General features: G+C 47.9%; 7 protein-coding genes and 1 riboswitch. All 7 genes read right to left on the bottom strand.

Annotated features, from left to right (window positions below; genetic code table 11):
- Positions 1–198 precede the first annotated feature (198 nt).
- The 7 genes from ADU23_RS17720 to ADU23_RS17690 all read right to left on the bottom strand — a co-directional run bounded on the left by ADU23_RS17720 (position 199) and on the right by ADU23_RS17690 (position 15633).
- Complete coding sequence (locus ADU23_RS17720) at positions 199–5271, bottom strand: S-layer homology domain-containing protein (RefSeq protein WP_053374946.1); 5073 nt, start codon at positions 5269–5271, stop codon at positions 199–201.
- A gap of 176 nt (positions 5272–5447) precedes the next feature.
- A riboswitch (cobalamin riboswitch) is annotated at positions 5448–5650 on the bottom strand.
- 152 nt (positions 5651–5802) lie between these two features.
- The gene (locus ADU23_RS17715; RefSeq protein WP_053374945.1) at positions 5803–7788 is read right to left on the bottom strand and encodes a methyl-accepting chemotaxis protein; all 1986 of its coding nucleotides are present in this window, start codon (positions 7786–7788) and stop codon (positions 5803–5805) included.
- 145 nt (positions 7789–7933) lie between these two features.
- Entirely contained in the window at positions 7934–9298 is a 1365-nt protein-coding gene (locus ADU23_RS17710) for an ABC transporter substrate-binding protein (protein WP_053374944.1), read from the bottom strand.
- Between the two features lie 225 nt (positions 9299–9523).
- A complete protein-coding gene (locus ADU23_RS17705) occupies positions 9524–10507 on the bottom strand; it encodes a carbohydrate ABC transporter permease (RefSeq protein ID WP_053374943.1) in 984 nt (327 codons plus the stop codon).
- Positions 10504–11397: a carbohydrate ABC transporter permease gene (locus tag ADU23_RS17700; protein WP_053374942.1), complete on the bottom strand. Its 894-nt coding sequence runs from the start codon at positions 11395–11397 to the stop codon at positions 10504–10506. The genes ADU23_RS17705 and ADU23_RS17700 overlap by 4 nt, the downstream gene beginning before the upstream one ends.
- Positions 11397–13625 (bottom strand): DUF5696 domain-containing protein, encoded by a 2229-nt coding sequence (locus tag ADU23_RS17695; protein ID WP_053374941.1) that lies wholly within the window; start codon positions 13623–13625, stop codon positions 11397–11399. Before ADU23_RS17695 ends, ADU23_RS17700 begins: the two co-directional genes overlap by 1 nt.
- A complete protein-coding gene (locus tag ADU23_RS17690; protein ID WP_053374940.1) occupies positions 13618–15633 on the bottom strand; it encodes a YIP1 family protein in 2016 nt (671 codons plus the stop codon). Before ADU23_RS17690 ends, ADU23_RS17695 begins: the two co-directional genes overlap by 8 nt.
- Position 15634: the final 1 nt, after the last annotated feature.

The raw sequence follows: 15634 nt of genomic DNA, 5'->3' as shown, positions 1-15634 counted from the left end.
TCTGTCGAAATTAATCACATATTTAGAAACATTTTCAACACGACAACTTAAATATACCACTGTTATCATTCTTTATAAAGAACAAATAGATAAAAATGTTCGTTCGGGGAAAATCGTTTATCTGCTCGCTTCTATCCTTGCAATAAAAAAAAAGCGGAACAAGTGAGCCGTCTGCTCACTTGTTCCGCTTTTTGATAGTTAAGCTGCAGGCAGCTTGAGGAGCTTATCTGCCACTACGGCAGCCATCTCTCTCGTCACGGCATCTTTCGGAAGAAAGTTTCCGTTCGCGCCTTGCATCAGACCGTTCTGGTAAACGGCATTGACATAAGCTTTGGCGCCTTCATGAATCGTTTTGGCATCTTGGAACGGCAATGGCTCCGTGCTGCCTTTAAGCTTGAATGCCTTGGCGATCATGATCGCCATATCCTGTCTTGATACGGCTTGATTCGGCTTGAACGTATCTGCCGTGATCCCTTGGATAATGCCAAGCTCCTTCGCACGCATGATGGCTCCGTAATACCAGGCACCCGGCAATACATCCTTGAACACTTTAGCAGCATCGTTAGCTGGCTTCTCCTCGAGCAAATTAATGAGCAGTGTTGCGAACTCTGCTCTTGTCATCTGCTTCTTAGGATCAAAGCGAAGCTCCGAACCGCTAACCCCTACCATAATTTTCGCATCAAACACGCGGTACACCGCATCATACGCCCAAATTGAGATGAGCTTGTTATCTACGAAGCTTTGTTTCTCGCCCGTTACGGGTGTGTCAGCCGATAGGTTGAAAAGGGCCGGCTTCAGCTTCATAAATCGGTCATAAGCGACCAGCGCCATTAGCGCTTGCTCAGTTGCGATCTCATTGGAAGGCTGGCCAATCGTATGCGCAAAGCCGCCATCGGACTGACGGAAGCTGAGCAAATTGGTGAGCAGATTGCCGTTCTTTTTCACAAAGCTGGAATCCAGCGGACTTATTCCTGCGGAAGCCAGCGCAATCACAACCTGCGCCACGCTCTCGCTGTTTGATTCTCCGAAGGCTGCGTAACCCCCGTTTTCCTGTTGCTGTGCTGACAACCATTTTACCGCTTTGTCGATGGCGCTCTTCACGTTGGCTTGCTCTTTATACGATGAAAGGGCAGTAATTGCCATCGCAGTAATATCCATATTGTCTTCGCCTTTTTCTGAAAGCGGGAATGCACCGCTAGCGTTTTGCTGGCTAAGCAGCCAGTCCACCAGCTTCGTACGCGTCCAAAGCGCATTGGTCGCGACTTCATACTTTCCGCTATCCAAAGCGATCAATGCGAATATCGGTCCGTTCGTGCCTTGGCTCGTCATGTTCGCATGGTTGTAAATGCTTTGAATGAGGTTGTAGCCGGCGAAGGATGCTGGATTCTCACCGTTTGCTCTTAACGCAAGCGCGATTCTTTCCAGATCCGTTACCTTACGGAATTCGCCTTTGTTTTCTTTTAATAACTTCGTTATATCAACCAGGTAGCTTGCAGGCAGCTTATTTCCTGAGCGTGCCAAAGCAATGGCTTCCCAATCTGAAATGGTTCCCGCGTTTGCAATTTGCTTCGATGCCGCTTGAATTTCAGAAGTGACATCTTGTCCTGTTGCTGACAGCTTACTGCGATCCACAACTGCATACTTTGTGAAATGTGTTGTTTTACCTGTAATAATGCCTGTTTTCAAATCAAGCACAGCAGGAATCGGAATCCATAGTCCTGTCTTCTCATCTAACCATGCGAGCGAAAGATCATTAACGTTTTTAGTTTGGACAGGTACTTTAATTTGGATGAAAACTGGATTTTGGAAAACAGTGCCGTTAGGCGTAAATTCAAAGACTCCAGACGCCAATTCATCGCGCTGTAATGTAAGCTCTTCTATGCTTATTGCTGTATTTTGCTTTACAGAGCCTGCTGGAAGCACAAGCTTCACTTTTGCATCTGAATCTTGAATAATCGTTTCGTTACTCGAAGCTGCACTTTGGCTTAACTTCACTTTAGATTTGTTGAGCAGCTTGATGAGCTCAGCAAGCTCTGCTGCACTCATTGGCGTATTCGCATTGATTGAAACCGTTGTTTGGCCAACCTTGTCAATCGGAGTCGTGTTATTAGCTGACAACGTTAGTTTAGTAAACTCACTAATAACGTCTTTAGAAATGCTGGATGGCACTTCCGGTTGGCCAGCAATCGGTCCTTCAACCGGATTCGAAGATCCTAAATCTTTACCTCCATCAACTGTGTATCTCCAAGCAACCTCGTCATTTGGCTGCAGCAAGTATGCCCCCGCGCTTACATCAGGGAATGTACCATTGACCGAATACATCCAACCGCTCAATGTTCCACGATCAAACTCAGCTAGCCCGTCTATTGCGGATACGTATGTTGAAGGTCCCGTACCGCTTGAAACGACCTTGCCTCCTAATTCGCGTTGAAGAATAGAGAAAGCAGTATCACCTTCTTGGAGCTTTAACGATTTTGATCCAAGAATAGTTCCTTTTATTTTGTCTCCCAATACTTTCAACGTCACATATTGATCAACCGGATTTGGATCAGCCGGACTAATCGTTAATGCGAATGATTGACGAACGATGCTAGGAGAGTTATCCGAACGATATTGCGTAACTTCTCCGTTGTTTAAGCCTGCCGTTCCGATTCCATTAGGGAACGCAGCTACACCATTATCATCCGCTAATGCTGATTGACTGCCAATCGTAACTTTTGCCCCTGCCGCAGGAGTAACCACAGGCACATGATTATTCCAATCCCAGCCTTCCTTGCTTACTGTTACGGAAAAAGGTTGGCCTGCTTTAGGCGAGCTTGGAGCAGTTGTAACAGCATGAACAAACTGAGTATCAAAATCACCGTAATATACAGTAAGGTGATCAGATTCCTCTAGTACAAAATCAGCAATGCCAACTGAAGGTGTAATCCATTCACCATTTCTCTTGATTGCATACTGCCAACCGTCATAACCTTGGTACGTTTTTTCACTGATTCCAGCAATAGAAGTTACATAATCGCCAAAAGAAGGATGTGTTGTAACTTGAAGAGCTATTTTTTGATCAGCCGTAAGATCTTTTAGAGCATCAAGAGCGCTGTACCCATTTGCAGTACCTGTTGCTATATTCGCCTGCGGACCTTCAATATCAACCGCGACATCAACAGCAAAAGCAACGCCTGGCATTACTCTTCCGGCAAAATTGTACAATCTACCTTTTTTATTGGCGAATAGGCTATACGCGTCTAAAGCCTGTAAAGCTTGTTCCGTCGCCATGCCATTGCTTTTTCCAGTTAATAAATGCGAAAACCCGCCATCTGCTTGTGCAAAGCTTAACAGCTTATCGAGAAGGTTTATTCCATTTTTAGTAAAGGCTACGCCTGTTGGATCAATTCCATGAGCAGTAAGCCCGATTATAGCCTGTGAAATGCTTTCACTGCTTTCTCCGCCATAACCGCCATGTGTTTTTTGATTTATAGACAACCAATGTATGGCTTTCTCGCCCGCTGTCTTCACATCTACTTTATCCATGTATGGCGCAAGCGCAATAAGAGCCATTGCCGTCATATCTGCTTCGCTATTTGAACCGCCCCATGCAAAACCGCCATCAGGCAATTGCTTGTTAACAATAGCTTCTGCTAGTTTATCTCGCGTCCACAAAGAATCTTCCGGCAGTTTATAGTTACCTGAGTCCAAAGCAATTAGACTGTATAAAGGTCCATTCAATCCTTGGCTAACAATCCCTTTGTGATTATATATCTTTTCAATTAAATTATAGCTTGCAAAATCTTCTGCGTCATAGCCTAACGCCGTAATAGCCATTGAAAAACGTGCATAATCCGTTACAAAAGTAAACGTATTATTTGTTTTCTTTAAATTAGCAACAAGCTGCTCGTAGTAAGCTGCCGGTGTTTTTTGTCCAGCTTGTGCAAGGGCAAGGGCTTGCCACTCAGAAGTGACGCCTTTGCTTTTGATATACTTCGCTGCATTGTTAATGGCAGAATCTACTTTTTCAGAACCCTTTAAAATACTTAAGTAATAAATTCTAGGCTCTTTGTTACCTTCTTGGGCAATAACCCGTACAATACGGGGTTTTTTTTCGTTTAGCGTCAATATTTTATCGACTGGCGTGTTAACCGCACCACTCGTGTTATTTACGAAAAGCTGATCGACTTTTTTGGTTGTATTAGCAGTTACCTTTATCGTGTCAGCGTTCACTTTAATATCTTTATAGACATAAACACTGTCCTGTATCGTAACTTCCTTGGAACCAGAACCATGTTCGATACCTGCCAAGGTGATCGAGCTTAGGCTTGGCGTTTGTTCAATTGCGCTGTCTGCATCATGCAGTTGTAGTGAAGTCACTTCTGTACTTATTTCACCAAAAGGACCTCCGTCAATCTGTACGGCAGTATAGACTTTAATAAAATCAATGCTTTCTAAATTAACCGGCATGCCGTTCTCATCAACAGCCCAGCTAATGTCAATTCCTTCACCTTTAGCGTTTGCTGGTACATAGGGATTTCCTGCTACATTATAAGGGGCACTGCCATTGGAATGAGTATCTGTATATCCAAAAGCCGTATTTCGAGTAGTAATTTTCACTCCCGAATAAGTCCGAGCCAAATTATCGATTGCAGGCTGTGCTAATGGATAATTTGCCGGAATGGGATAATAGGAATGTTTATGAAAACTATTAGTCTTAATAAAACCTGTCGCACCTTCGTTATCCGCCCAAGGTACGTTCAAGCCGTTTGGTGCAGCGAATTCTGGATCAGGATTCGTGTATGTCGTTGCATAATCCCAGATCGTTGAATCCTCATAATGCTCTGAACCTGCGATATAGTACCACTTTGCCGGTTTGCCTGTTCCATCGTCTTGTGCGACAGCAACTGCTCCTGGCTCCTCAAATCCACTAAAAGCATTTCCGTAAACCGTAAAATCCACGCCGTAAGGGTGATCCTTACTGTTTTGAACCGGTGCATTTGTTTTAAATACGACAGCACCACCAAAGCCGCCTAAAGACACGCCGCTTGATAACACATTGTTATTCCAACTTTGATTTACGTCCCCAATGCCGCCAAAACCGGATTCATTGACAAACTGACCAGGAGCTGGAAGCAAGTCATAAATGGTAAACGGACCTAAATCAGGATTTGCATCCTCTGCAGCAACCTTGGCCGCTGGCAAAAACGCTGAGCTTGCCGCAGTGATAAATACGGTTAAGCTCAATATTAAAGCTAATAATTTTTGCGATAATGCTTGAGTTTTCATTAGTAACCTCTCTCTTCAATAAATTATGTTCAAACAAATAAAAGCCGCCCTAGGAGGACGGCTTTCAATAAACATGCATGCAAGCATGCGAACACACATAAGCAATGGCGTTTAAACGTAAATATTACGCATAAGTCGCCAATTAGACTGTTTCTTTTTCTCTCCACCCGAAGAACTAGAAACTTAAGAAATTGGCAGGTTTCCTGGCTCATGAGTCATCGTTCCTCGTCGCCTTCCCAGATCATTGATTATCCAGTGGCATTTTGACGAGATACTCTTCATTTACAGTGGCGGGACCGCGACGGAATTGCACCGAACTTCCCTATTAAGCTCTATAGCCAACTACTAAGCATAGAGCACCATATTTCCTTCGTTATATTCATTTGTACTAAAGATCATACAAGGAATGGAGATGGTTTGTCTATACCTAACACAGCGAAAAAGCAACAATTCATTGATGGATAGTATGATATCTAACCATTACTTCACTATCTTAGGAAAAATATAAAATTATGTTATTTTCGCACTCAGCTATTCAATCCTAAATCGCTCAATCGACCGCTGAAGCTCCTCCGCCAGCTCATTTACCGACGACGCAAGTGCCAGTGTCTCAGCAGCAAGCTGATTTTGCCGCTCGGTATCCGCTGCCGATTGCAGAGCGTGGCTGGAGGTTGCTTTGGCTACCTGTGCCATCGTATCAACGGATGCGCTGACCTGTTCGCTGCCTGCCGCCATTTCCTCGGTTGATGCGGAAACGTCTTGTATTTGCGCTGCAACTAAGCGTGATTCGTTCCATAACGAATCAAACGATGCCTTCAGCTCTTGCACGGTTTCCAATCCCTGCTCCATTTCCTGATCGCCGGTATTTACGGCACCTACCGCATTTGCTGTCAAGGCTAGCACTTGATCGATCGTCTCCGCAATATGTCCGGCATGTGCCGAAGCCTGCTCCGCCAGCTTTCTAATTTCATTCGAAACGACCGAGAAGCCAAGGCCATATTCACCGGCATGTGCCGCCTCGATCGCAGCGTTCAGTGCCAGCAAATTGGTCTGGCTAGCAATCGCCGATATTGTTCCTGCCATTTCTTGAATTTCAGAAGAACGCTCATTAAGCTGCCCAATGACATGTGAGATGGAAGCGGTGGCTGCGCCCAATCTTTCCATTTGCACAACGGCTTTGTCCGACTTTTCATGGCCCAGCTCGGCTGCATGCAGCATATCGCCAGACGCTTCCGCCATCACATTCGATGAATGTGCAATTCTTCCCACGCTAGCCGCCATCTCCTCCATCGATCTGGCAGCCTCATCTGCGCCAACTGCTTGATTTTCTGCGCCTAGCGCCATTTCGTTCACGGCAGAAGCTAGCTGCGAAGAGAGCTCTCTGCTCTGGTGCGAGCCTGCGCTTAATTTGCCGGCAAGCTCCGATACGGAAGCGGAATTGTTTCGAATCGCCCGCATCAGGCTTTGCATATGCTCGATAAACCGATTGACCTCCTCCGCCAGCCGCGAAATTTCATCATCTCCCTTTACCTCTATGCGGTAAGTAAGATCGGCTTCGCTAGAGTTAAGATTGACAGCGGCACGCACGATGCTGCGAAGCTTTCGTCCAACGACCAGCTGCGATAGAAGAAACAAGATGACTAGAACAACGACCATTAAGCCGCCGAATTGCAGCAGTACTTTGGTCCTCTCGGCTGCTATGAGCGCATCCGCCTTCTCCTTGGATACGGCGACGCGAACGGCGCCCCAATGCTTGCCGTCTATCATAAGCGGATAAGAGATATCCCATGCCTCTACTGTTCGTCCATCGATAAGACGGTCATATTTTTGCAAATAGACCTCATCCGTATTCGTATTCATGACGGCGTTATAACCTGTTTGATCATTAAAAACACGGTTGGCCCGGTAGTTTTGGCTAAGAAAGCCCTCATCTCCCCAAGCATCCTTGGACGCTTCTCCTAATTTGCTATAAATACTATTATGCGTTGCAATATAGCCTGCGTAGCTTGGGTTGTCCGAATAGGCAGCCGCCATCGCGTAAATGACATCCTCTTCGTTCATAAAGCTATCCAGAATGCCCTGCCAACGGTCATCCGTATATCGATCGTAAGCGCTATCGTATTTCAATTCGTACTGAGAGAGCGGAATCGTTTCGCCATTATACAAAACCGCCTCCTTTGAAGCGTACGCTGTGTCTTTGATCCTGTTTGCGGCTGACTGCTCGCTTTGGGGATTAACGGTCAGCTCATCGTTGAACAAATGCTGCTTAAGCGTGTCATGATTCCAGCTTGTCCCGTCTTGGAATACGATGCCTCTATTCAAATCCTGCTCCGTCACATGCTCAAGCGTACGGGAGAGCGATAAGACCAAATCCCGCCCCTTATCCAGCAGCCTCTTTTCAATAGAGATACGCGTTGCTCTCCATTCGTAAATGACAATGACACTGACAACCGCTACCAACGCAGCCGTCATAACTAGCAAAAATTTATTCGTCAACGTGCGAATTTTTATTTTCATATGCAATATCCCCCATCTTTATTGATTTATATTAAGCCAGATCATCCAAATGATCTGTGATATAAATCACACCAAAAACACCCTTATGCCGCAGCAAATGCGGCTAAGGGTGTTTTCGTAACGAGTTAGGGGAGCTGTAAACCGTTTATTTCAATGACTCACGGACCTCTAGCGTCCGTTTATTCCATTTTTCCGTTTCGGGAATGAGCTTGTTAATATCTGCCCCGTCAAAAATGATTTCGTTCAAAATATTGTTCCAGTTGTATTCGGACCATGCCGGAATCGTCACGCCTGGCTGAATTTTAGCGTTTTCCTTCGCGATTTTGACCGCTTCCTTATTTTTGCCTTCCCACATTGGGGTTTGGTCATAATAAGCTGTCAATTCCGGATCGATAACGGAAGCGTTCGCGCCTTGATCGATTTTCCATTTTTGCGCTTCTTTCGAGAATTGGAAGCTGATCCATAGGAACGCTTCTTCCTTGTGCTTCGAGCCGCTAAGCAAGGAAAGCGGGCCATAAATGCTGTAGCCGGGCTGGCTGACTTTTCCTCTTGGGAAAGGCAGAACATCCCATTCAAATTTCGCATCCTTCTTCAGGCCAGGCAGCACCCAGTCCCCGCCGATTGCAAAACCCGTTTTACCGTTGATGAACTCTCTTGTCACATCGCCTTGCTCCGCAGCCTTCGCGTTGCTTTGCATCGAGCCGTCTTTCCAAACGAAATCAGAAAGCCATCTTACATCGTTCATGACATCAGGCGTGTTCAGCAAGCTTTGCGTCAAATCCTCATTCATGTAATGAATGTTGGCTGCATGGCCGTCGGCGATTGCTTTCGTGCTAAGCACGCGCATCTGGAATTCCGGCTGCGTCGTCAGACCGTATTCGCCTGCTTCCGGATCTGTAATCTTTTTGGCAACTTCGCGGAAGTCGTCATAGGTCCAGTCATTCGCCGGCATCTCAACACCGTGCTTAGCTAGCAAATCCTTATTGACCAATATCCACATTGGCACGTCTACGAAAGGAACGGCAAGCTTTTTGTCCTTGTACGTCATCGTATCAAAAAAACCTTCGGGAAGCTGAACGTCTTGGAACGTTGGGTCCTTATCGATATAAGGAGTCAAGTCTTCCACTAGACCGGCTTGGTCAAAAGTAATGAGGTCGCTGTCGATCCAAGTCAAATCGGCAGGCGTCCCTGCTGCTTCCAAAGTCGCGATAATTTCCATGATCGGCTGGCTGTTAACCGGCACTTGCTCAATGGTGATCCATGGATATTTCTCGTTAAATTTTTTGTATAATTCCGTGTACGAATCCGACCAAGAAATAAGCTTGAGCGTTACGGGATCATGTTTCTCTTCTGGAGCCGGCTGATTATCCGTTGTCGCTGGAGGATCGGTCGCCTCATTTGTTTTGCTAGGGGTGTTGCTGCCGCCGTTGTTGCCGGAGCAAGCCGAAAGGATGACAGAAAACATTAACACCATAGTCAACATCCATGTGAATGCGCGTTTGTTTTTCACTGTTTTAACCTCCTAAAAGTTTTGTGGAACAAAACTAGCATCGTAAGCATCTACTTAAGTTTTGTGAAGCAAAACTAGCTTTCTAAATCTCTAATAACCATCTGTAAAATAAAACGAGCTCCGTACCTTCCCCTCAATGTTCGCTGTTCGCCATGCTATACAAGCCAAGCACCCTCGCCCGAACATCACCTCCCCGATCGGTTTCCTTTAAGAGCTGATTGCGGGTTACTCGACGATTCCCGTTCTTTCGATTCCGCTCACGAACCAGCGCTGCAAAAACATAAATACGATAATCGGCGGGAGGATGATGAGGAAGGCAGCCGCCATTTTGGTGCTTTCCGTAATCGGATTAACGATGGTGCGGGTATTGCCGAGCAAGGACGGATTCAATACTTCCTCCAGCATATCCAGCCTGATGGACAGCGGCGTAAAGCCCTTTGTCAAAAACATCGACGGCTCATAATACATGTTCCAGTACCAGATAAAGGAGAAGAGGAACACGACTAAGCACGCCGATCGGGCAAGCGGCAGCATAATGCCAAAGAACAATCTCGCAGTCGACGCTCCGTCCAGCTTCGCGGCCTCCTCCAAGCTTGGCGGCTGCGCCTTGAAGAACTGGCGGAAAATAAGGATAAACAACGCTCCCTTAAGCCCCTGTCCGAAAATAGCCGGAATGAGAAAAACAAAAATCGAATTCAGCAGCCCAAGCTTGCTAAAAATGACGTAAAGAGGAATGATGATGACCTGCGGCGGAATCAAAAAGGTTAAAATAATGAGCGCCGTAAAAAGTCCCTTGAACGGCAGCGCAAGCCTAGCGAGCGCATAACCGGTCATCGCGCAAATGACGACCTGTACGAGCGAGCATGTCACCGAGATGAGCGCCGTGTTTCTAAGCGCTTCTGGATATTGCAAGCCTTTCAGCGCTTTTGAAACATTTTCCCAAGTGATCTCGCGAGGAATCCACTTCACGGTCGGGTCCAGCAGATCGCTCATGTTTTTGAACATCGTGCTGACCATATAAAGAATGGGCTGCAAATAGAGATAAGCGACGATCGAGAGCAGCAAATAAATGACGAGCTTGGCAAGCAGACCGTCGGAAACGCTTCGTCCCATAATAAGCACTTTCGTTTTCTGCGCCCTGCGGCCCCAAAATACGCCTCTGACGCTTCGGCCCGCCTTCTCAAGCTCTGCTTTCATCGCGGTCATCATGAATGTACCCTCCTTGTCTTGAGGCTTCTGTTGAACAGCCATAATACGAGGGCGATCAGCGCGAATATAAGCCCGAAATAGATCCAAGCGAGCGCGCTGGCATAACCGTAGCCGGTATCGACCTTGAACATATTGTCCTTGATATGCTTTAGCACTGGATTCAGCGGGAATGTGAACAGATCGATGATCGTGTAGAGCACGTTCAGGCTGATAAAAGGCACACAAGCCGGCAGCGTAATTTTCCAAAAGCTGTCCCACGGCGAAGCGCCGTCGATGCGAACGGCTTCATAGATCGTCGGGGAAATCGTCTGGAAGCCGGCGATGAAGATCAAAATCTGCACGCCCGAATACCACAAAATAAGAATGGCTTTGCCGAGCACAGCCATAACCGTCTCCGCGAACTGTTTGCCTACATATTCCTCGACAAGCGGCAGCAAATTGTACTGCTCGAGGAACGGAATGTCGCCCGCTCCCTGCAAGAACAGCTCCGAGAGCACCTGCCCCGTTGCGAAAATAACCGGAAGAAAGAACAATGCCCGGTAAATAAACCGCCCCGGAAACTTTTGATTCAGCATCAAAGCAATCAACAATGCGAAAATAACGATGATCGGAACCATCAGCAGCATTTCTTGGATGTACGTAATTAGCTCAATCGGAAAAACGTTGTCCTTCAAAAATGCGTCGCGGTAGTTGCGGAATCCGATCCATTCGTATTTGAACCCTCCGACCGCTACTTGAACCTTGTTAAAGGACATGAATAGCGACCAGCTGATCGGAATCAATACGAACATCGCAAATCCGATCATCCACGGAAGCATGAACAGCAGGCCCATCCCGTAGCGTTTACTGAGATATATGCGCTCTGCACGGCCTCGTTCCTTCGCTTGCATTATGCGCCATCCCCTTTCTCCACTACGAATGTTTTGCTGCCGTAATCGACGATGACGCGCGTGCCATCCTCATAAACGGTCGCAAACCGTTCTTCTGACAGCTTCTCATGGTTCACAATCCTTTGCGCATACAAGGCTGACAGCGAATCAAACGCTTGATATTCCTTCTGAATCCGCTCCATCCACTTCTCGTATTGGCTGCTGAACAGAAAACCCGCAGACGTATACTTGAGCTTCCTTGAGTCGTCATGCGTCAGGAAAAACGAAGGAACAGCGCCGTATTCAATCGCCTTCAAAAATTCGGACTCCACGTCGTTGCGAAGATTTCCGTCTCCGAAGGAGTAAGACACATAGCCGTGCAGCGCAATCTGGTAAAAGGGAACAGTCTCGTCGACCATGAAATCGTAGCTCGATTCGTAAGGCAGGCCGGCAATATAATCAGTCTGCTGGGCAGTATAGTCGTTCCCGCGGTATACGCTGGCCGAGCCAAGCGTCTTCCTTGTATAAGCAAGCAAGCCATCGTAAACTGCGATCGTATCCGAACGGGTCTCAATGCCTGACGGATCATAATCATGGAATACCATTTCCCCAATCCAGTTGAACAAAATGCCCGATACTCCGATTTCCTTCAGCTTCTCGATGGTCTGGTACGCCATTGCAACCGTACGCGCAGGCTTGCTGATGAACCAGCCCTCATCGATGAATACCGTCTCGTCAATGCCGCGAATTCCGTTCGATTTGCCCGATAGATTGGAGTTTTCCGAATCAATCCAAACAAAGTCGTCCTCGAACATCACGTCAATGTCTTCTTTGCGCATCGCGGATATAAAGTCCTTCGCAGCAGCCTCGCCGCCAAGCGATTCCTCGATCGGGAAGCGGTCGTACAGATCATAGTCGCCTTGATTTTGCCAGCCATAGTAAATGACTTTTAAATTGTCGACGCCCTGCTCCTTCAGTCCGTTCACGATCTTGGTCGCCTGAGGGAACGTAGTCGCGGCAATATACTTGATTTTGTTAAAGGCTTCGGTATAGTTGCCCCCCATAATTTTGAGGTAAAGAGGGATATGCTCTACCGGCTTCAGCTGCTCCTTCAGCTTGCCCGTCTCGGTCATGTAATCACGGTAGGCTTTTGCCATCCCGACGTAACCTGCGTCTTCTCCGTTTAAGAAGCGATACTCCACCTCTCTATCCGTGTCCAGCCGCTGCTTCTGCACCGCTTTCAGCGGAGCTGCCAGCCGGCTCATCCGATACAAATATTCCTCGCGGTATATCTGGTTGGAGAAAACATTGTAAAGCCCCGATTTGAGGCCTGGCGGCATAGCCGCAATATTCGCCGAAGCGCCTCCCTCCGTAAGAACCGCCATAAACGCATTGCTGCCGCGCTTCATGCCGAATACGGGATATGCGATATTTTCCCGTCTTTCACCGGAACGGCTCCAATTGCCCGTATTGGTCAATTCAAGCCCGTAAACTTGATGAATGTAGCCTCTTGAGACGCCTGCGCGCTCAGTGTCAAAACGGATCAAGCCGCCAGGACCGTCAGGGACGAATATATAGCCGTCTTCCTCCGAAGTCGCTGCTCCAAAGTACGGCAGCAGATCAACCGTAAAGATCGCATATTCGCCGTCCTCCTTGATGCCCTCCGTCGGAATCCGAACCTTCAGCCCCTTCGGCGTAAGCTCGTATTGAATGGTGAAGCCAAGCTGGCGTTCGGGAAAAACATACGATACTTGAAGCCCCTTCGACGTTCTGACCAGCGTGGACTGAACCTTTGGATCATTCGCGTTCAGAACCTCCCTGATCGTCTGATCCTTTCCTTGCGTCCTCACATAGGTCAGGACGAAGGGTGATTTCAAATTGGCGAGCAGTACGCCCTTCACGGTCTCGCTGCTTAGCTGCGCTTCCGTAGGATTGCTGCTCCATCTGTAGCCTGTGCGCTTATCCACCAGTGCAATTTGCGTGCTGGCTGGATGAATATATAGCGCAAAGTCGTCGCTTGCCAGCGCCTCGGCGAAACCGTCTGCGGCTGCCTGCGGCTTCCATGCTTCTCCTTCATAGAGGGGAGCACGGCTTGCGGCCGGCTCCTCGATTCCCGCATACTCCAGTGCCTTTGCCGGCGACAGCTCATCACCTTGCAGGAAAATAACGAGAATGAGCACGATAAGCACGCCAATCACGATTGCTGCGAGCTTTACTCGAAGGGTAGTGCGCTTGATGAGCTCAACCATAGAAGGTCACCTCCTTGTAAAGCTGATAGAAGAAGTCGTATAAATTGTAGGACAAACCAAACACGAGAAAAGCAAACAGCCAGATCGTGCCGACGGTGAACACCGTAATGGCGATATTTTTGAGCGTCTCCACAAAATCAAAATTATGAATGACCTGCGTCATGACGATCAGCATCACGCCCATCCACAAAAACATGATCGTGTTCAGCGAATCAACGATTACCCGCTCGTCAAGCGTGACGATATTCGAGAGCAGCAAGGTCGGAATGGAGAAAAACAGATACGGCGCAAGCGCATACGTGCTGCCTTGAATGACCTCTCTGAATTTCCCTTCCCCGTCCTTCACGCTGCAAACGAGATAATTGGCAATAATCCAGGTGATCCATGGAACCACGAACAAACCCAGGCTGCTGAATAAATTGATTTGCGACAGCTCCACGGGATGGAACAAAAAGCCCGTGTAATAAATCGTTCCGATCTTCACCGCTACCGTTGCCACCAAGATCAGAATAATAATCCAAGGCGCAACCCGCGCCTCCTTGAGCCGGTAAAAGCCATGGTAAGGATGAAGCATGACGTACCAAAGGTTTCGCAAATCGCCCAGCGGACGCTGCCATTTCTCCGGCAACGGCTTTCGCTCGAACCGCTTTCGAATCGCCCGCGAGCCGTATCTGAGCAATAGCAGAAAAGCTGCAATGGCGACTGCCAGCCAAATGAAATGCTGCTGTATGAAATCCAGCCGGATTTGCCAATAGGCTTTGGAATAACCTTTTGTATCAAAAGCTGTTTTTAAGAAGGACAATGCGTCCTCATGGTTGTTCTCATGCAAATACACTTTGCCCAGCCCTTGGAACGTGCCGTTGTACATATCATTGCGGGCATAAACCCGATCCCAGTAAGGCTTGCTCTGCTCATATTTGCCTTCCAAATAAAGAGCAAGCGCATTCATGACATCGCTCCCGAACTCGGTGCGAACAAATTTATGGATCGTTCCCGTCCGGCTGTCGGCGATCCAGACGCCATATTTGGAATCCACGCCGATGCTCGTCGGGAAGCCGAGAACGCCGTACTGCTGCGTTTCGTTGTCGATGAATCCAAATTCAAACAACGCTTCTCCATTTTGGTCATAAATGTTAATGCCGCCCGAAAACATATCGATGTTGTATAAGAAACCTTTTGAATCGCTCGCTACATCGACGATGCCATGACCGTTAACTAACGTTTTGTTTTTAAAGGCATCTACGCCGCCGGCATTCAGCTTCCGAATGGCTCCCTGTCCGAACCCCGCAGCCGTTGCCGTGAAAATAAACCCGTCGTCGTCGATAGCCACATTCGTAATCGGCCGCGGCAGGCTAGCCAGCTCCTTCGACAGCTGCTCCTTGTTGAGAATGAGCTTTTTCAGCCAATTGAGCACTGTTTGCTGTGCTTTGTTGGCACCGAAGAAGCCCATAAATTGCCCGGCATCATTCATCCGAAGCAGGCCTTGATAGGAGGAGTTAAGGCTCACATACATAACGCCGCGCCTGTCGACAACAAGCTTGACAGGAACAAAATGCTCCCCCTCCAGAAAGCTCGATTCCGGCTTTTTGTACTCCCGCAGGAACGCGCCGTCCGCACCGAACACGGCAATGCGCTGATTGCCCGAATCCGCTACATAAACGAGCCCCTCCGGTGTGACGAACACCCCCTCGGGAGCGCTTAGCATCCCGGCTCCCTCTTCCTCGCCAATCGTCAGCAGAAGCGCTCCGTCATTGCCGAGCACCATTACTTTGCTTGCCCCTTTGTCAGCTACGTACACCTTATCGTCTGCGCCCACTTGCAGGTCAACCGGCTCGACAAAGCGCGCGCCCTTCGTTTCTGACGGCGTATAGATCGGTTGAATGCGCAGCCAGCTCGATTGGTTGCTGTCATAATAGGTAGTCCGGTAGGGCAGCTCCGCAAAAATCGCTTCTGGCGCGACAAGCATGGAGGTCGCCGCAAGAAGCAGGAATATTAGAAATCTCTTCATC

It is taken from the genome of Paenibacillus sp. FJAT-27812 (genome assembly GCF_001273905.1).
GTDB lineage: Bacteria > Bacillota > Bacilli > Paenibacillales > Paenibacillaceae > Pristimantibacillus.
The sequence above is the reverse complement of the archived record's forward strand: the minus strand, read 5'-3'. Positions and strand labels throughout refer to the sequence as shown.